The 19456-nt window shown below is 68.4% G+C and carries 13 protein-coding genes; 3 read left to right on the top strand and 10 right to left on the bottom strand.

All coding sequences use genetic code 11. The annotated features are described in order from the left end of the window. Positions 1-5: 5 nt before the first annotated feature. The 9 genes from pelG to T8K17_RS19885 form a co-directional block, all read right to left on the bottom strand. Positions 6-1394: an exopolysaccharide Pel transporter PelG gene (gene pelG / locus T8K17_RS19925; protein WP_322331475.1), complete on the bottom strand. Its 1389-nt coding sequence runs from the start codon at positions 1392-1394 to the stop codon at positions 6-8. Beyond that, entirely contained in the window at positions 1394-2971 is a 1578-nt protein-coding gene (pelF, locus tag T8K17_RS19920) for a GT4 family glycosyltransferase PelF (RefSeq protein WP_322331474.1), read from the bottom strand. Before pelF ends, pelG begins: the two co-directional genes overlap by 1 nt. Beyond that, positions 2968-4068: a hypothetical protein gene (locus T8K17_RS19915; protein ID WP_322331473.1), complete on the bottom strand. Its 1101-nt coding sequence runs from the start codon at positions 4066-4068 to the stop codon at positions 2968-2970. Before T8K17_RS19915 ends, pelF begins: the two co-directional genes overlap by 4 nt. Further along, entirely contained in the window at positions 4065-5468 is a 1404-nt protein-coding gene (locus T8K17_RS19910; protein ID WP_322331472.1) for a hypothetical protein, read from the bottom strand. The genes T8K17_RS19915 and T8K17_RS19910 overlap by 4 nt, the downstream gene beginning before the upstream one ends. Before the next feature lie 70 nt (positions 5469-5538). Then, positions 5539-6123, bottom strand: coding sequence for a CsgG/HfaB family protein (locus tag T8K17_RS19905; RefSeq protein ID WP_322331471.1), 585 nt, complete (start codon positions 6121-6123; stop codon positions 5539-5541). 37 nt (positions 6124-6160) lie between these two features. After that, on the bottom strand, positions 6161-7696 hold the full coding sequence (locus T8K17_RS19900) for a tetratricopeptide repeat protein (protein ID WP_322331470.1): 1536 nt from the start codon (positions 7694-7696) through the stop codon (positions 6161-6163). An 8-nt stretch (positions 7697-7704) separates the two neighbouring features. Further along, a complete protein-coding gene (locus T8K17_RS19895; protein ID WP_322331469.1) occupies positions 7705-10947 on the bottom strand; it encodes a tetratricopeptide repeat protein in 3243 nt (1080 codons plus the stop codon). Then, entirely contained in the window at positions 10947-13142 is a 2196-nt protein-coding gene (locus T8K17_RS19890) for a hypothetical protein (RefSeq protein ID WP_322331468.1), read from the bottom strand. Before T8K17_RS19890 ends, T8K17_RS19895 begins: the two co-directional genes overlap by 1 nt. Before the next feature lie 38 nt (positions 13143-13180). Further along, entirely contained in the window at positions 13181-13873 is a 693-nt protein-coding gene (locus T8K17_RS19885) for an endo alpha-1,4 polygalactosaminidase (protein ID WP_322331467.1), read from the bottom strand. Between the two features lie 288 nt (positions 13874-14161). On the opposite strand from T8K17_RS19885, the gene T8K17_RS19880 reads away from it, so the two are divergent. Both T8K17_RS19880 and T8K17_RS19875 read left to right on the top strand, forming a co-directional pair. Beyond that, the gene (locus T8K17_RS19880) at positions 14162-15835 is read left to right on the top strand and encodes a GGDEF domain-containing protein (RefSeq protein ID WP_322331466.1); all 1674 of its coding nucleotides are present in this window, start codon (positions 14162-14164) and stop codon (positions 15833-15835) included. Positions 15836-16103: 268 nt separating this feature from the next. Then, entirely contained in the window at positions 16104-16793 is a 690-nt protein-coding gene (locus T8K17_RS19875) for a Crp/Fnr family transcriptional regulator (RefSeq protein ID WP_322331465.1), read from the top strand. 7 nt (positions 16794-16800) lie between these two features. On the opposite strand, the gene T8K17_RS19870 is transcribed toward T8K17_RS19875, so the two are convergent. Next, positions 16801-18993, bottom strand: a complete 2193-nt coding sequence (locus tag T8K17_RS19870; protein ID WP_322331464.1) for a hypothetical protein — start codon at positions 18991-18993, stop codon at positions 16801-16803. A 173-nt stretch (positions 18994-19166) separates the two neighbouring features. Between T8K17_RS19870 and T8K17_RS19865 the strand changes: the two genes are divergently transcribed. Continuing rightward, on the top strand, positions 19167-19397 hold the full coding sequence (locus T8K17_RS19865) for a hypothetical protein (protein WP_322331463.1): 231 nt from the start codon (positions 19167-19169) through the stop codon (positions 19395-19397). Positions 19398-19456 lie beyond the last annotated feature (59 nt).

The following is a 19456-nucleotide window of genomic DNA, read 5'->3' as shown; positions in this document are numbered from 1 at the left end:
GTCTCCTATGCCCCGGTGACCGAGGGGTTGTTGCGCACGAAGGTGTAGTAGGGCAGGTGGCGCAGGACGTTGAACAGCAGCACGACGCCGAGGGCGAAACACACCAGGGTCGACGCGAAATAACCGTATCCAAGATAGGGAAATCCAAGCTCCGACGTCGCCCAGGTGAAGGCGCCGTTGGTCGCCAGGAAGACGATGTTGAGCGTCAGGGCCGGGCGGCGGGCGTCGAAATACATCAGCAGGATGCCGCAGAACAGCATCAGCACGTGGAACAGCGCCCCCAGCACGCCGAAGCGGAACATGCCGATCTGCCGCGAGGCGCCGCCCGCCGCGTCCAGGATCGTCGGGGCGAAGAAGATCACCAGAACGGAGATCACGATCTGGATCACCATGACCGAACGCAGCCCGTCGGTCGCCGACCGTTCGACGCCGCGCTGGTTCTCCAGGATCGCCTCCAGCGTCGAGTGGTCGCCGATCTGCCTGTAGAAGCGCTGGTAGTCCTCGAAGAACCGGGTCTCCACCGCGACGGTGAAGATCGCCAGCGCCGGCACGATGGTCAGATAGGCGAGGAACATCGCCCCGTCGTACAACGGTGCGGTCACCAGCGCCCCGCCCACCACCGAGGTGTCGTCGAGGGTGGCCCAGAGCACCCATTTGTCGATCCAGATCGCCAGATTGTAGACGAGGCCGCCGAGCGCCAGTTCCCAGTAGTCGCGGAAATAGCGCAGCAGGTTGACCGGCCGGGTCATGGGGTAGCGGTATTCCGCCAGCACCGTGGCCATCAGCACCAGCATCGTCAGCGCCAGGCCGCCGCTGAACGCCGCCAGCGCGCCGATCGGCCCGTATGCCGCGCCGACAAGGTAGGTCAGCGCCACCGACCCGGCCATGCCGAGCCCGAAGGAGACCGTAACCCGCACATAGGCCTTCAGCGCCGACAGGAACAGCCCGGCGACCCAGATCGCCGAGATCACCGCATAGTTCGCCAGGGCCAGCAGGGCCAGCGGGATCGGTATGGTACAGACGACCAGATAGAACCACGCCGCCAGCAGCAGCCCTGGGGCGGTGCCCAGCACCATGGCCGTCACCATGAGAGCGGGAGCGGTGTCGACCCGTTTCTCAAACACCCGGTCGGCCAGATAGCGGGTGGCGACCAGGATCACCGGACCGGTGATCACCAGGCTGACCGAGAAATTATAGACGATGATCGATCTGAACAGCTCCAGGCTGTCGCGCGGCATGGCGTCGGTCAGGATCAGGTTGATGGCGATCAGCGCCAGCACCGTCAGCAGCCACGGCCCGGCGGAGATGAAGACCGAATGGCCGTAGCCGATCACCGCCCCGATCAGGTCGTCGCGCTGGGTCAGCCGACGCAGGGTGAAGCCGATGCCCGCCATCAGCGCCGTGCCGTGGAGGCGACCGGCGCCAGCGCGCCGGCCCGTGCGCGGCCACCGTCGTTTTCTTTCCCGTCGATCTTGGACCCATCGGGCCGCGCCATCATATCGCGGTAGAGGTCGCCGTAGATCCGGTCGATCTCGCGCTTGTTGTAGTAGCGCTCGGTGCGGCGGCGGATCCCGTCGCTGCACTGGCGCCACCAGTCCGGATCGATCAGCAGCCGGCCCATGGCCGCCGCGGCGGCATTGGGCGAGGACAGCGGCACCACCTCGCCCCCGGCCCCGAGGGCGGGGGCCTCGTCAGGATGGCCCTCGATCATCTCGCGGCAGGCGCCCACATCGGTCGCCACGGTCGGCACGCCGGCGGCGCCCGCTTCCAGGATCACCAGCGGCTGCGCCTCTGAGATCGAGGTCAGGGCCAGGACGTCGACCCGGCCCAGATACTCGGCGATCTTGACCCGCCCGAGGAAGACCACGGTCTCCTCCAGTCCGAGATAGCGCACCAGCTCGAAGCACTCCTCGGCGTATTCCTTGTCCTCGTCCGCCGGTCCCATGATCCAGCACAGCACGTCGGGCACGGTCTTGCGCAGCACGTCGGCGGCGCGGATGTAGGTCTTGATGTCCTTGATCGGCACCACCCGGCCGATCAGGGCGACGGTCGGCCGCCGCGGGGCGCTATCGCGGACCAGGGCGCTGTAATGCGCCACGTCGATGCCGTTCGGAATGATCCGCATCCGCTCCGGCGGCGCGCCGTCCGCCCGCTGCAGGATCTGGTTACCGCCGTACAGCGTGGTGATCGCGGTGCAGCTCTCGTAGCAGACCCGGGCATAGGCCTGGAACGCCGCCATCCAGAGCTGGCGCAGGTCCCAGCGCGGGGTCTCGATCTGATACCAGCTGTCGGCTGCATCGTAGAGCCACTCGGCCATGGTGATCTCGATACGGCGCTCGTTGGTGTAGATGCCGTGCTCGGTCAGCACCGCGGGCCGTCCGGTCTCCATGGCGGCCCGGGCGGCGACCAGCCCGGCATAGCCGGTTGAGATCGTATGGTAGACGCGGGCCCGCGGCAGATCGCAGAGCAGGGTCGCGAACAGCCCGCCGAATAGTGCCCGCCAGGTCCAGAAATACTCCAGGAACGAGCTCTCGGGCGCGTCCTCGCGGTACATGGCGGTGATCATCTCCCAGGCCGCCGGCGAGTTCATCAGCAGCCGCGTGCCGAGCCGGCCCCGGGCATCCGCGATCAGCGAGACCGCCCGCCGGAAGCCCGCCTGGGCGGTATCGTCGCGCATCGAGATCAGCGCGTCGGTCAGCTCCCGGATGAGGCGGGGCGCGCCGAGCGTCCCCGACGGCCCGTCCGCCCGCGCCCGCAACGGCACGTTGACCACCCCGACCACGTTGTCCGGCAGCTCGTAGCGCATCTCCCGTTCCTGGTCGTCGGAGGTCAGGGCGACGATGGAGAAGGTCATCGGCGCCTGCGCTTTGATCAGGTCGTGGGTCCAGGTCGATACCCCGCCCGCCACATAGGGGTAGGAGCCTTCCAGGATCAGACACACATCGGCTTCGGGCAGGGCGGCGCGGCTCACGGTTCCGCCTCCAGCGGCTGGAACGCCGTGAGCGCCGAGATCTGCCAGAGATTGATCACCGGATTGATGCCCGTGTACTCCTCGCTGAGCCCGAGCTGGGCGAGCTTCGGGTCGTCGAGCACGAGCCGCAGGTCGTCGAACCGGCGCAGCCTGAACAGGCACTCCGCGTGCCAGAGCGTCGGCCGCGGGTCCTCGCAGCGCATCGCCAGGCCGGATAGGTGCATCTCCGCCTCGTCGATCATGTCGAGGCGCAGCATGAGCCGGCCGATCGCCAGGTCGATATCCTCGCGCGCGCCCAGCCGCCGGTTGGCGCCGCGATAGGCGGTGAGCGCATCGGCCATCACCGACCGCTGGCGGTCGTCGTCCAGCACGCCGGCATAGGCGTAGTCGTCCAGATGCCGGGCGAGGGACAGCAGGGCGTCCGCATCCTGCGGCGCGGCGCGCACGGCATCCTCCAGCTCGATGCGGGTGGCGTGATAGCGCTCCTCGATGGTGCTGGCCGCCGTCGCTGCCTGTACCCTGATGGACGCCTCCGGATCGGCCAGCGCCATCTGCAGGGCGGGGGCGAACTCGCTGCGGAACCGGCGCGCCAGCAGGGCGACCACCGCCTGCTTCGCCCTAGTGGTGCCGGTGAACAGAACGTCGGTGAGCGAGTTGACCGAGCCTTCGGCGACCGCGTCCTCGCGGCCTTCCAGAAGCCGGCGGTACAGCAGTTCGCTGCGGGATTCATGATCGTCGGGGAACAGGCTCTCGTACCATTCCTCGAACGGCCGCGCACTGCGGCTGAAGACCAGGGTCATCGCCGCCAGCAGCGCGGTCGCCACCGGACCGCCGGGCCCCAGGGTCAAGGTCATCCAGGCGAGCCAGCTCAGCAGCCGCGTCTCGCGCCCGCGCCGCGTCTCCCACACCGCGAACAGGACGAGAATCAGGCTGAACGCCAGATGTCCCGCCAGTGCTGTCGGCCAGTCGATCCGGCCGTCCGTCACCGCCCAGAGCAGCGACGCCTCCACGGCGAAGGCCACCGCAATGTCCAGGGCCGTCCGGCCGACCCGGACCGGGCGCTCGGTCGGCAGCTCCGGTGGGGTGGAGGCGCTCATGCCGATCCCCCTCCCGACGGCGCGGGGGCGGGCGCGGTCTCCTCGATCGGCCGGGCCTCGATCAGGATCTGGTCCAGGGGGACGCTTGGCGGCAGGTGGCCGGCCATCGCCTGGCGCAGCTTGCTGCCCAGCAGCTCGGCGTCGTCGAGCGGCGTGCCCGGCAACAGAATGGCGTATTCGGCGTCGTCCGCCTCGCGCTCGAAGGCGAGATCGGTGGAGCGGAAGGTGGCGCGCGCCGCTTCGCCCAGCGCCAGCGCCAGGATCGAGTGCTGCTCCGGCGCCAGCGCGTCGGGATCGACGGGCCGAACGATGAGCTGGCTGGAGGAGAAGCCCTTGCGCCGGCCGAGCTGGACCAGCAGCGCGTAGATCCGCTCCGACACCTCGGCCGTCATCAGCAGGTCGTTGGCGCCGGTCAGCCGGTCGGCCTGAAGCTGCTGCCACCGGCGCGCGCGCATCCGCGCGGCCGCGATCCAGGAGCAGATGACGTTGAAGTTCTCCAGCGTGTAGAGGTTGAAGTCGAGGAAGGCGGTCTCCTCGACCTTCAGCATGCCGACGATCTCGCCGCTGTCCAGGTCGGTCAGCGCGCCGGCCAGCAGGCCCTGGCCCATGAGCTTGCGCTCGTCCATCGGCCGGGCGGCACACAGGGCGGGCTCGCGGGCGAGCAGATGCCGGACCACCGGGTGGCCGAGGTCCAGGCGGCGCTCGAAGTGGTCGTCCTCCTGCCAGCCGACCGCCCGCTCCAGCACGAAGCCGTCCGGCGCCAGTGTCCACAGGGAGTATTTCTGCGGCGACAGGACCGACTGGATGAGCTGATCCAGGCCCCGGGATAGGCGCGCCTCGTCGGTGACGTCCATCGACTGGGCGGCGCGGTAGGTGGTGATGACCGTTCGGAACTGCCGGGCGATGCGCGCTTCCAGGGCCGACTTGGTGCGCTTCAGCTCCTCGAACCCGTTGGCGATGAGCTGGTTCTGATGTTCCAGCAGGGAGAGCCGCGTCTGCAGACGGGTGCGCTCCGCCAGCTCGCGGTCGCGCATCTGGCCGAGGATCTGGCCGACGCCGACCCACAGGGCCGGTCGCAGGCCGATCCCCGCCCAGTACTGGAACACGTCGGCGCCGAGTTCCGGCACCGGCAGGTTGCCCACCGTCAGTGCCAGGCTGGCAGTCAGGGCGGCGACCAGGCTCGCATTGGCGCCGTACTGCACCGCGACCAGGATGACGATCAGCCAGAACGGGTGGGGTCGGACATCCCAGAACCGGTCGCCGTCCAGCAGCAGGGCGTCGATCGCCAGCACCGCCACGAAGAACAGCGCGATCTCCACCCACGCGGCGACGCGCACGCCCAGGAGCCTGCGCGGGGCAGGGGGCGCGGCGGGCGCGTCGGCGGCGGGTCGGTCGGTCATGGGCGCTCGATCATGGGCGTGTGGTTCGGGGCGTGCGGTTGGCCCGGTAGGGCTGAAGACGAAACGCGGATCAGCGGTCCGTCAGGGGATCGACCATGGACGAGACGACCCGCTGTGCCGTGGCGTTGAGCGAGCCGCGCTCCAGATAGCCGCCGCCCATCACCGAATGGCTCGACGCCCAGAGCACCGTCCCGGTGCCGGCCTGCACCAGCCGGGCGTTCAGGCCGACGACCGGCTCCTCGCGCAGACCCTGCTGATAGCCGAACTCCGACACGCTGCCGATGACGATGGCATCCACCTCCAGCAGACCGGCCGCCTGCTGGGCGGCGGCGACGCTGGTGAGGTTCTCCGGGTCGATCTTGAGCTGCGCCAGGGCGCGGCGGGTCTCGGTATCTTCCTGCAGCTCGAAGACGCCGCGATCGTAGAGTTCGGTCGCCATCAGCTCGGCGACGATGCGGCCGGCATTGGGGTAGTTGGTCAGGTTCTCGAACGGCAGCACCGCCACCTTCATGGTCTTGAAGTCGGCGTTCGGGTCGACATAGTCGCGCGCCTGACGGTCGCTGGAAGCGCAGGCGGCCAGAGCCAGCGTCAGCGCCAGGGCACCGATCCGGACCGCGAGGCTGCGGGCGGCTGTCGCCAGTGGACGTGCGATCATGTTCATAGGGTCCTCCTTTCCGCCGCGCCGGGCGCGGTCAGAACCGGGTTCTCAGGGACAGCCCTCCATAGAAGAGCTGGTTTTGGGTGCCGCGGGACTCGTTGATGCTGGTCCCGAGAGTGGTGCTGATCTCCAGGTCGACCAGCGGTTCGTAGATCAGGTTGACCTCGGCCAGCGGTCCGCCGCCGTTCAGGCGGTCGTAGGTATAGCCGGCGACGCCCTGGGCGCGGATATACGGACCGAAGGACCGTTCCGCCGTCGCATCCAGGGTATGGCCCTCGCGCGAACTCAGCGGCAGGAGGTCGGCGCCGGTGGCCGGATTGTCCTGGGCGTTGAGGATGTATTCGGCGTCGAAGCGGTAGCCGACGGTGGACAGCGGCCAGTCCTCCGGCAGGCGCCGCCGGGCTTCCAGCGTGATCGCCGCACCGGCGCCGGCATGGTCGCCGTCCAGGCTGTAGCGGTTCAGCGCGCTGCCCGCGGAGATCTCGTAGGACTCGCCGACCTGCCATTGACCGTCCACCCCGACGCGGTCCCGCGCGCCGCCGGAGACGATACCCTCGACAAAGTTAAAATCCGGTTCCGACCAGCGCGCGTCGAGCCCGATCCGGCCGGCGCCGCGGTCCAGGTCGACCGCAAAGCCGGCGCCGGCGACGTAGGTGGAGGCGTAGAGGCTGCCGGCGAGCTGCAGGGCGCCGTCGCGGGGCGGGGAGAGGGTCAAGGTGCCACGCTGGCGGTCGCCCTCGAAACGCTCCACCCGGCCGTCCCGCCGGGTCACAGCGCCGGCCTCCATGTGCCGGTTCTCCAGGCGGTATGCGAGGCTCAGCCCCTCGGCGCTGGAGACCCGGCCGTCCAGGGCGGTGATGATCTGCGTCTCGCCGTTCTCCACGTCCTGGTAGCGGGTCGACAGCGCCGCCGTGTCGGCAAGGTCGCGGGCCAGCCGCTGACGGTCGCGGATCGCGCCGGGCAGCTTCGGGTCGAGCGCCAGGGCGGCGTCGTAGAGCGATACCGCCCGGCGTGGCCGCCCCAGTTCCTCCTCGGCGCGCGCGAGCAGCAGCATGACCTCGATGTTGCGCGGGTCGTCGCGCAGCAGCCGCACCAGGATTGCCCGCCCGTCCGTCACGGCTCCGGACTCGATCTGGGCCAGCGCGCGATAGTAGTCGAGCCGGCCCCGCTGGGGGTCGCTCTCGGCGGGGGCCGCGGGGGTCTCCTGCACCGCCGGACGGTTGGCGAAGATGGTGACGCCCGAGGGACCCGGTTCGATCAGGGTCTGGACCCCGGCGGCGAAGCGGACGAGCAGGGAATCGTAGCCGTACTCGATCGTCTCGATCCAGGCGGCGTTGTCCCGGGCGACGGTCTCGACGTTCCGCGGCTCGATGGCGCCGGGGAAGCGGAGCACCACCTCCTGGCCGTTCTGCTCGGTATCCTGCGGCGTGGCGCCGTCGAAGACGAGGTCGAGCGTCGTGTCGCCGACCGCCCGCGCCTCAAGCGAGACCGGCACCTGTGCCCGGACGGCGGACGGCTGGAGCAGGCTCCAGGCCAGCACCGGCATCGTCAGGGCTACAAGAAGGCGCATCGACCCGCTCACTTCAGTTTCAGGATCGAGCGGGCGCGCCGCAGATCACCGGTTTGGATCAGCAGATCGGCAAAATCCGCGCGCAATCCTTCGTCTCCCGGCCGCTCTCGAACCAATCTGTCCATCAAGGCCACCGCTTCCTCGGTACGGCCGAGGCGACGCAGCAGATTAGCCCGCGCGACTTCCTGAGTGAAATCGCGGGGTTCGATCTTCATAAGCTGCGCGTGGGCCTTGCGATAGAACGGCATTGCCTGCGCGCTCCTGTCGGTGCGGGCCAGGGTGTCGGCATAGTAGTAATTGGCCTCGTAGTCCCCCTCGCCATTGGCCAGATAGGCGGCCAGCAGACGTTCGGCGTCGATCAGCCGGCCTTCGTCATAGGCAATCAGCCCCAGGGTGCGCTGCGCCTCCGTATCGGCAGGGGCGGCGTTCAGGACCGCCCGCCAGGCGGCGGTGATCAGGCCGCGGTCGCGGGTATTCTCGGCGGTCCGGGCGAGGGCGCGCAGACGGTCTGGATCGGCGATCCGCGCGAGGGCCTTGAGCATCGCCTCGCGCAGCAACCGGCGGTCGTCGCTCTGGGCATAAGCACTGACCAGATGGAGCAGGTCCTGGTCGGTCTTCGCCCCCTCAGGCCCGCCGATCAGCGAGGCCACCCGCCCGCCGGCCCGGACCTCGAGCAGCTTGTCGAGCCAGGCATCGCGTTCCTTGCCGCTCGCCGTGCGGGCCCTGGCCTCGATCCAGTCCAGCGCATCCGGCCGGGGGCGCGGTCCCCAGAGATAGAAGAGCTGGCGCACGCTCTCGCTGTCCGGTCCGGCATCGGTGGCGACCTGGCGGAACAGGGTCTCCGCCGTGCTCCGGTCGCCGGTTTCCAACGCCCGGAACGCCGTCTCCCGGGTGTAGGCCTCGCCGAACCGGCCGCTCTTGGCCAGGTCGATCTCGAAGGCCAGGGCCGCCTCGCGCCGGCCGGCGCGGCGCAGGAGCTCGGCATAGAGGGCGGCGAAGTCGCGGCTCGACGTCGCCCGGGGCTTCACCGCTTCGGCGGCGGCGGCCGGGTCGATATCGGCGAGGGCATAGGCCAGCGACAGGGCGATCTTCGGTTCCGTCGATCCGGCCAGGCGGGCGGTGGTCCACTCGACCAGTTCCTGGCGCCGGCCGAGGTCGTTCAGCACGGCGATATAGGCCGCGTCCCACTGGGCGGGCGCACTTTCGGCCAGGGTGCGGAACAGCGGCACCGCCGCCGCCCGATCGGCATCGGACAGGGCGTAGACGATGGTCGAGGCTTCCTCGGAGGTCGGGTCGACGGTCCCGATCCGGGACTGTGCCAGCCTGGCGAAATCGTCGACCCGGCCCAGACGCTTGGCGGCGCTGGCGGCGGTGTACCACCATCCGCCGCCGCGGCTCTCCGCGAGGGCAAGGACCTGATCCCAGACGGCACCGTCGGCGCCGGCCTGCAGCAGATTGTAAACCAGGGTCTCGCGCGTTTCCTCGCTCAACTCGGGCCGCGCCATCTGCCGGGTCCACAGGGCCACCAGTTCGTCGGTGCGGCCGAGGGAACCCAGAATATCGGCGTAGAGCGGCTCCACCTCCGGGGTCTGCGGCACCAGCGGGCGGATGAGCGTCAGCGCCTCCTCGGCCTCGCCGCGCCGGAACAGGGCATAGGCCAGGCGCCGGACGGTGTCGTCGCCCTTGTCGAGATCGATGAGGCGGCGCGCGGCGGCGACGGCCACGTCCCAGTCCTCCTGGCGCTCGGCGAGGAAATATAGGTCGGTTGCGGTGCCGGTGTCCAAGGCCGGCTCGCGGGCCAGCCATTCCGCCACCAGCGTCGGGCGTCCGGTCGCCAGGGCGAGCTGCGCCCAGATCGCGCGGAGCCGCGGTGTGCTGCGCCGGGCCAGCAACGCCGCCACGTCCCAGAATCCGTCCTCCGCCCGGTCCAGTCTGACGTACAGCTCGGCCAGCAGCAGCGCGCCCTCGACCGGCAGGGAGGGATCGTCGATGGAGGGATGCAGCAGGTCGAACGCCTCCTGCGCGCGGTCCAGCCGGGTCAGGAGGTTCGCCAGGCCGAGACGGTCGTCGATCGACGCCACGCCGTGGCGCAGTGCGATGTCCGCATACCGGGTCGCCGCCGCCGTGTCGGCGCGGGCCAGCATGATCTCGGCTCCCAGGATCGGTTCCTCCTCCAGAACGTCCGGGCCGAGGTCGGCAAGCATGCGGTCGACGGTGTCGGTCCGCCCCGCCCGATGCAGTTCGCCGATCAGCGACAGCGCCGGTCCTACGCCGATCCGTTCCAGACCGAAGCGGGACACGACATCGACGGCGAGGTCGAGATCGGCCCGCTTCAGCGCCAGGTCGATCAGGCTGGCGGCACTGCCCGGGGGCAGGGCGTCGTCGCGCCACCAGCGCAGCATCTCCTCCCGGGCCGCGTCGTCGCGTCCCAAGGCCCGCAGCGCGACCGCGTGCAGCTGGCGCCAGTCGGCCGAACTGGTTTCCAGGGACGGGCGGCGTTCCAGGATCTCGAGACCCAAGTCCGGCACTTCGCGAAACAGCGCCACATCGGCGAAGTCGATCAGGAGCTGGGGGGGAGCGTCTGGGGTCAGAACCGTATCGGCGATCTGCCTGGCCCGGTCGCGCTCGTCCAGGAAGAGGGTCATGTCGAAGAGCTGGTGGCGGTACGACGGGTCCAGCGCCTCGGGGGCGGTATCGAGGATGTCGGACAGCGTATCCACGGCGGACGCGTAGTCGCCGGTGGCGGTCTGCAGGTCGGCGAGCTCCAGCTGGCGGGGGACGGGGGCTGCATCGTAGGTGCGCAGCCAGTCCAGGGCCGCGACCTGTTTCTCGGTCATGCCGGCCTTGTAATAGGCTTCGGCCAGTTCCTCGATCCGCTCGGCGGTCGGGGCGATGGCGGTCAGGCGCTCCAGGGTGTGCAGGTACAGCCCGAAGCGGCGGTCCTGCCGGTAGAGATCGGCCAGTCGGCGCAGGATGTCGGGACCGGTGCCGATGGCCTCCTCGAAGCTGTCGACCAGCTCGATGGCGCGGTCCACGTCGCCGTTGCGGATGTAGATTTCGAGCAGGCCAGAGACGATCTGGGGAGAGCGGTCACCGGTGGCGATCTGCTCCTCGAAATACGCCCGCGATGCCTCGTACTCCCGGTCGCGCAACATCATGGTGCCGAGTTCCTTCTGGCTCGGCAGCAGCAGGAAGCTGAGGGCAAGCGCCACAATGACGACGAAGACGGTGGTGATCGCGAATTGGCGCATCAGTCGCCGATCCGCTCGATCCGGATCCGTGCGGCGACCGTGGCCTCGACGTCCGCGCCCGGGGCGATCCGCAGCCGGCGGTCATCTCCCACCCTGACGGTCTCGCTCCAGGCGGTCGCGCCGTCCTGGTCGATCCGAACCCGCCAGTCTCCGGCGGTCGGCACGATCCAGGTCATCGACAGGGTACCGAAGCCCTCGGCGCTGACGGACAGCCCGTCATCCCCCTCGAGTGCCAGCCCGCGGACCGGCCATCGGCTTTGCAGCAGATAGGGGTGCGGCGCGGGATCGGGATCCAGCGGGTGATCGCGCTCGGTCAGGGCCACGACGGGCTCCGCGGCGTCGGGGTCGAGGGCGACGTAGAGGCTGCCATGGGAGGGCCGGGCGCCGAGCACGCCGGAGGATCGGGCGAAATCGACGGCCGTGCGGCTCGCGCGGTCGAACCGCAGGGTCTCCAGCGCGCCGCGTGCTTCGACGCGCCAGCGACGGTCGCCCAGGGAGATCAGCCGCGTCGCATAGAAACCGTCGGCGATCCGCGCGAAATGGGAGGCGGTCACCGGGGCGATCTCCCGTGCCTCCATCGCGCCGTAGACCTGGATCAGGGCGTTGGTGGAGGCGATCTTTTCCGCCGAGTAGCTGTGATAGTACAGGTTGATCGGCTTGATCCGGATTGGCAACTCGGTGTTGCGGATCGTCTGCAGGACATGGCGATAGGCGAAGAACCGGCCGCTCCACAGGTCGGTATAGGTGTTCTCGTTGCTCATCGAGGCATAGATCTGACGCTCGGCCCCGACCGGCACGCTGATGGGGGCAACGAAGCCGTAGGAGCGGTAGTCGCTGTCGAAGCGGGTGTCGCCGCCGTTGATGTTCTGCATCCCGGCCTCGCGCGCTTCCCGCAGCGCGGCCTCGAAGGGCGAGGTGTCGCCCGACCATTGGATTACCCGGACCGGCTTGCCGCCGACCTCCGCGATGCGCTTCAGCGAGCCGCCGATCTCCAGCTCGAGGTCGAAGGGTTTGGTGAAGAACGCCCGCGGCAGGGCGTAGCGGCCGATATCCACCGTCTTCTCGGTGCCGTCGCTGTCCTTTTCCTCGGCGATGTCGGCATAGCCCTGGTGGATGTCCTGATTGGGGTCCGCCCGGCGCACGATCGCCTGCTCGACCGCCGGATCGTAGTCGGCGAAGAAGGACCATCGGAACGGGTGGCTGTAGGTGTGCGAGCCGGCTTCCACCTGCGGCTGCTCGAAGAAGGCGCGGGCAACGTCCCTGGCCTCGGCATCGTCGATCCAGTCGGGGTCGAGCTCGGCCGCGATCGGAGCGATGGTGACGGGCAGATCCGGGAACCGCTTGATCACCCGCTCCAGCAGAACCCGGGCCGCACTGGCCGGTGCGTCGTCGATCTTCACCTCGGAAATGCTGCGCCAGCCGTCGCCGTCCACATGGCTGTAGAACAACCGCCGCCCGACGAGGGTCGTGGTGTCCGGCTTCGGCAGGTCGTCGGTGGCGAAGGCGAGGCGGAAGAACTCGAACGGGTTGATCAGCCAGCGTCGGATATTGGAGGGCGGATCGACTTCGACGGCATAGGACGGGGCGACCAGGCCGCCGTTCGGGCCGGTCACGACGAGATCCCCTCTCGCGGGCTGGTGGCCGGGGACCTCCACGCTCAGATGCGAGACCGCGCTCGGATCCGCCAGAACGGTCTCCGTGAAGGCCGGCGGCAGGGGCGGCGTGTGTTCGAAACCCCAGATCTTCGGGTTCCGGACCGGGTAGGTCGCCCCGGCGGTATAGGACACATAGGTGCCGACATAGCGCACGCCCAGGCGTTCCAGCAGACGGTTGATCCGGTCCTGCGGCAACGGGCCGGTCTCGGGATCGGCGGAGATGCCGGGATCGCCGAAGATCACCAGCTTCTTGCCGAGGTCGAGGGCCCGCTCGTACCACTCCAGAAGCCGCGCGGCACCGGGGCGGCTGGGGGAGTTCAGCCAGGCGAAGACGCCCCTGACATCCGGTCGCTCGGTCAGGTCGGGCAGGGGATCGGTGACCCGGTGATACTCGACGACCAGTCCGAGCTGTTCCAGCGGCATGGTGGCCAGCTGGTGGCTGCGGGCTTCGCGCAGGCGGCTGTCCTTGCCGCCCTCCCAGAGGGCGATGACCGTGCGGGGGATGGGCGTCTGGGCATGGGCCGGTGCTGCCGCAAACACTCCGCACGCCAGGAAGAGAAGAATGCCGAGACGGCGCATCATTCGTCGCGGGGAGCCGGAACGATGCGGTCGAGCTCGATGGTCGCCACGTAGGGGGAGAAGCCGTTCGCGCGCTGGACCCGGTAGATCTCCGCGACGGTCTCCCGGTCGGCCGGATCCCAGTAGTCCAGGGTGAGGACGCTCAGGTCCGGGTTCTTCGCCATCGCCCGTTTCAGGATGTCCACCTGCTCCAGATAGAGCGGTTCCGGCACCTTCTGATAGGTTTTCGAGGCAAAATCGTAGTCGGCATAGACCGATTCGCCGAGGACATGGTCGATATCGGACCCCACCTGATCGAGCAGGCCGTATCCCCGATTCAGGATGATCGGCACCTCCGGCCAATGCAGTTTCAACGCCTTGACCAGCCGTGCCGCCGCCCGGGTCATGCCGGCATTGGCCACCGGATCGCGTCGCTCCAACTCCACCGGATTGTCCAGCGTGTCCAGGAACAACCCCTGAAACCCGCGCTGCAGGATCGCCGGCACCATCTCCTCGATGACCATCGCCACCCAGCGGGTATCGCGCACGTCGATGAAGTGGCTGCCTGTCCAGTTCGGGTTCTCCTCGCCCAGGATTCCCCAGTCCTGCAACCGGGCGAACTCCGCGCGTTCCCGGTTCATTTCCCCCAGACTGATATACCCGAAAACGGACTTGCCGGCGTCCGTCAGCGGTTCGATGGGCGGGTGCGCCATCCGGTCGAATATCAGGAGGTCGAAAGGAAGCAGCGTTTCGAACGCCGCTTCTGCCGCATAGAATACGGTCCAGCGATACGGATTCCGGTCCGACGACGCGCGCGCGACGGCGCGTCTCGACGGTCCATAGAAGGACGCGAAGGCAAGGGAGGCGAGGATCTGACGTCGAGTAAGCATGAGAAATTTACGGTATTTTAGGGAATATACCAAAGTATCCGAACGCCGACACCTCTCATCTGTGGACCTCTCCTGCCAGAGAATTCGGCAATCAGATTGTTTGGATCGCCGATGACTCTCAAAGGCCAGATCGTTGGAGCCACGTTGGGGCTCGCCATCACCGTAGCGGCGGCTATCGCGCTGATGGTTGCCGATCTCGTCAGCGAGCAGGTGCGCGATCGTATCGGCGACAGTCTGAGCGACCTCTCCACGGAAATGGCGGACCGGCTGACCCGCGAGATGGTCGTCCGGATCGCGGAGGTCGAGATCATCGCCAACCTTCCGGCCCTCGGCGGTATGGACGACCTGAAGCGCGCCCGTCCGGTCATCGACCATCTTCAGAGCGCGGTCCCGGAGTTCTCGTGGGTCGGCATCCTGGACGAGACGGGCCGGGTTCAGGCCAGCACGGGACGGATCCTGGAAGGGGTGGATATCAGCCATCGGCCGGTGTTCATCGAAGGCATCAAGGACCGGTTCATAGGCGATGTGCACGACGCCGTCATGCTGGCGTCGCTGCTCGAGAACCCGACGGGCGAACCAATGAAGTTCGTCGATATCGCCATGCCGATCTTCGACGCCTCGCGCAAGAAAGTGGGTGCCGTCGCCGCCCATCTGAGCTGGACCTGGGCGAAGTCGGTCGAACTGGCGCTGCTGCAAGGGCGCGGCACCCGCCATGACGTCGATCTGTTCGTGATTTCGGCGGACGGAACCGTCCTGCTCGGCCGCGACCCGTCCCTGCTCGGCCAGAAAGTCGACGTTCCGGCTGAGGCCGCGAGCGGCGGCAAGGACTGGACGATCAAGACCTGGGTCGACGGGAAGGACTATGTGACCGGCTACGCCCAGGTGAGGGGGCAGGGAGCCTTCGAGGGGTTCGGGTGGGTCGTCCTGTCCCGCAAGCCCGTCGACGTCGCCTTCAAGCCGATCGGCGATCTCTCGATCCGGATCGCGATCATCGGGGCGATATTCGCCGCGCTCGCCGGCGGCCTGGGCTGGTTGATCGCCAGCCGCATCGCCAAACCGGTCAGGGCGCTTTCAGAGGCCGCGAATGCCCTGCGGCTGGACCAGACCGCAACCTTTCCGAAGATCCGGGGTCCCCGCGAGATCGAAATCCTGTCCGAGGCTTTCGAAGACCTGATCGAGACCCTGATCGCGAAGCAGACGGATCTGGACGCGGTGACCGATCGGGCTTTCAGCGATCCGCTGACCAATCTCGGCAACCGTGCGTTCCTGGAGAATTTCCTCGCCACACGGCATCACGCCGACGGCGCCTACGCGGTATTGGCCATCGACCTCGACGGGTTCAAGCAGGTCAACGACAGTCACGGACACGAAGCGGGAGATCAGGTCCTGATCGGCGTCGCCCAGCGGCTACGCGGCTGCATGCGCTCGGGCGACGTGCTCGTCCGGCTCGGCGGTGACGAATTCCTGGCCTTCCTCGGGATGCTCGATGCCTCCCGGGACGGACCGGCACGCCGGATCGCCCTGCGGGTCGTGGAGCAGATCTCAGAGCCGTTCGATCTTGCCGGCGCCGGCGCCTCCGGACCGGTCCCCGCCCGGATCGGCGCCAGCGTCGGCGTGTCCTTCTACCCGCGCGACGGGCGGGATCTCTCCGAGGTCATCAAGCGCGCCGACAGTGCCCTGTATGCCGCAAAGCGCGGCGGAAAAGGCAAAGTGTGGATCCATGGCGACCATATGCCGGTCGCCCACCGGGCCGGAGCCCAGCTCCGGACCACCGACGCCGAATAGAGTCCCGCAAGACGGCGCTTGTTCAACGGGCAATGGGCCGTCCGGTATGCGTTTCTTCCGATCGGGAGAGACCCGCGACGCTCCCTTTATTTTCCCGAGGCGCGACACGTCTTCTCCAAGCTCCGAAACGGAGGATATTGCCGGTTTCACTGAATCGGTGTTTCGATATGGCTGGATGCGTTAACGTTTTAAGCTGAACGCCGGACCGGGATTCCCCGATCCGGCCGGGCGTTTTGCGCAGGCAGGATCGGGGGAGCCGGGCGGGATCATGAACACGCGTGCCGCAAAGCTGAAGAAGGCCTATCTGTTCAGCGATCTCGACGAGGCGGTGCTCGATCGCATCGGCGATCTCTGCGACTGGCGCCGGTACCAGAAGGGGCGTCAGATCGTCGGCGAGCAGGATCTGACCAATGTGGTTTACATCCTCGCCAGCGGCCGGGTCCGCGCGAAACGGTTCTCCACCAGCGGCAAGGAGGTTTCCTACCGCGACCTGGATGAAGGCGCGACGTTCGGGGAGTATTCGGCCATCGACGCCCGGCCGCGCTCGGCCACGGTGGTGGCCCTGACCGACTGCGAGACGGCGGTGCTCGGTCAGGTCGAATTCCAGACGCTGATCCAGGAGCACCCCGCCGTCGCCATGCGCTTCATCAAGGAGCTGGTGCAGCAGGTCCGCAGCCTCAGCGATCGGGTCTTCGAGTTCAGCACTCTGGCGGTGAACAACCGCATCCATGCCGAACTGGTCCGGATGGCCAGCGACGCTCCCGAAGAGGCGGGCGGCATCCGGCTGATCAAGAGCCCGCCGACCCATCTCGAGATCGCCAACCGCATCAGCACCCACCGCGAGGCCGTGTCGCGGGAGCTGGCGTATCTGGAGAGCGAGGGGCTCATCCGGAAGTCGCGCCAGGTGCTCGAGATCCTGGACCTGGATCGCCTGCGGTCGATGATCTCGAACTTCTGACGCGCCGCTACCAGTTCTCCTCGATGGCCCTCGCCACCGCCGAGCGGTTCTCGGTTAGCGGATTGATCGCCTCGGCCACGGCGACGACCGCCTCCCGGGTCACGCCCGACTGTTTCATCGCGGTGATCGCGGCCCGGACCCGGCGGGCGTTCGGCGTCATCGGCGACATCCGGGCTTTTCCGTCGATCGGGGATTCCGCGAAGGTCGCCACCTGCAGAACGCCGGCCGCCAGCCGCGCGCCCAGCGGATAGGCCGGCTGCCGCAGCAGGATGTCGGTATCCTCGATCCCGCGATAGGTCGCCAGATATCCCAGGGCCATGGCCTCGCAGAACGGGCGCCGTCCGGTGATGCGCGCGGTGCTGCGCGACCGCGGCGGGTCGACGCGCACGGTCACAGTGACCGACGGGCCCTCGATCCAGCCGCGCTCGCCGGTGCGCACCGCCAGCTCGATCACATGGTCGCCGGTCCCGGTGAAGACCGGATCGTCGCCGCTGCTGTGCAGTTGCAGGATGTGCCGGTGGCGCGAGCCGGGGGCCAGTTTCGCCACGCCGGTTCCCTCGCACAGGGTCTGGGCGGCGCCGATCAGGCGGCGGCGCTCGGCGCCCGGATCCATCACCGCCACTTCCGTCAGTCCGTCGGTCAGGGTGATCGAGGCCGGCACGGTGATCGAGGCGTCGGTGAGGTTGCGCAAGGTGACGTCCAGAAACACCGGTTCGCCCAGGTCGAAGCTGCGCTTGATCACCGCCGGCGCGTCCTCGGCCGCCAGCTCGTTGGCCGGCCGAACCGACACCCGGATGTCCAGCACCGGGTCGGTCTTGAAGCCGGGCGTCCGGCCGGTGTCCGGCTGCAGCCCGATCCCGATGCCCTTGGGCGGCACGCTCCAGTTGCCCCAGCCGGGACAGACCTCGGGGTCCGGGCGGTGGCTCAGGTTGCGGCTGTCGACCGCGTCGAACTCGAGCTTGGAGATCGCCGGAAACAGAGGGCCGGTCGCCGGGTCGACGATCCGCAGCAGCTCCTGGATCTGGTTCATGATCCCGCAATTCTGCGCCCGCTCCACCGGCGAATGGCGCAGGCCCAGGGTATGGCCCATCTCATGGGCCATGGTGCGCAGGGCGACCTGGGGCGACCGGCCGATCGGCAGGCCGCGGATGCTCTGGTCGATCCGGGTGTTGAGATCGGCGACGGAACTGGCCAGGTCTGCGTCGAGGAAGACTGCGGCGCCCTGGCGCTGGCGGTCGATGTTGTCGAACATCAGACCGGCGATGTTGCCGAACTGCCCGGTGCCGTCGAGCCCGGACCAGTTCAGCGAGGAAACCAGGAACAGGTGCTGCACCCAGAGCGGTCCCGCATCGTAGCGGGCCACCTGTTCGGCCAGCATGGCGTCGAGCTCGCTGCGGGTCAGGCTGGGGTCGTTGGGGATCCGCCCGGCCGGCCGGATGACCTCGAAGTCGATGCCGGCCTTACGATAGATGTCCACCAGGGTTCGGGCGTTGTAGGTCTCGTCCTCCGGCCAGGGACGCCCCTCCATCTCGTGCACGACGAGCCGCAGGCCCCGGGGGAACTCCGCGGCTTTCACCGCCCACAGAGCGTGCGGACGGCCGTCGCACAGGATCGCGCCGGCCAGGACGGGGGCGGCGGCCGGAGCGGGGGCGAGGGCAGGGGTCGCGGGTGCCGCCGGCGGTCGGTGCAGCGTCGGCTGCAGGGTCAGCGCCATCGCGCAATCGGCGAAACTCCCGAAATCGCCGACCCGGTTGCTGGCGGTGCTGCCGACGGTCGGAACCCAGGAGAAGACCCGGGCTTGCAGGGTGAGGGCGTTGCCGTCCAGGCGGCCGCCCATGGACCGGAAATGGCAGGCGTAGTCGCTGCGGTTCGGCTGGCAGTACCAGCCGTCGCCGACGGCCAGACGTTCGCTCCCGTGAGGCAGCTCGCCGGCCGCCAACCCCCGCGGCACGCGGTAGAGATCGCCGGAGACGCAGAGCGCGCCCGCTTCCTGCGAGATCCGCAGCGTCCCCTGATGGGCCGGCGATCCGTCCTCGGCCAGCGTCAGCAGGTACCACGATCCCTCCGCCGTCCGGGCCGAGAGCTGCAAAGGCTCCGGCGCGGTGCCGGCTTGCGGCCAGGGGCACGGGACCGACGGAGGACTTGCGACGTCGCCGGCGAAGACTTCGGCATTCGGCGCCACAATCGACGTGACTTCCACGGTCCCAGCCCCCCGACCAGTTCTCGGCCAAATCATGAAGTGAACGGTGCAGCTTTTTCTTGCGCACCGCTTGCCGTCAGTGTGAATTCTCACACAGCTAATGGGTGAAGCCCATGGGCCGGATGGTGGTAGTCTGCGGCCCGCGATTTACGCAAATTTCAAGGAGTGGGGCGATGGCCGATGATGTGTGGAATGTTGGCATCTTCTACCAGGCGGACAACGGCGACTGGTACGAGGTGAAGAAAACCCGGTTGCTCGACCGGCTGGACAACAATCCGAATTTCGAGAAGGTCCTGAACAAGGCGGGCGCCCAGTTCCCGAATAAGGCCTTCGTGCTGCGCAGCGACGGCACCGCCGACCGCAGCGACAGCTTCAACTGCATGGAAGGTATCGACGGGGCCTGACGGCACGCGGTCACGATACCCGACAATCGCGCCTGTGATCCCAGACGATTGGAGGGAGT

Origin of the sequence: Thalassobaculum sp. OXR-137, assembly GCF_034377285.1 — a bacterium.
Lineage (GTDB): Bacteria > Pseudomonadota > Alphaproteobacteria > Thalassobaculales > Thalassobaculaceae > Thalassobaculum.
This window is presented reverse-complemented; position numbering and strand designations above follow the sequence as displayed.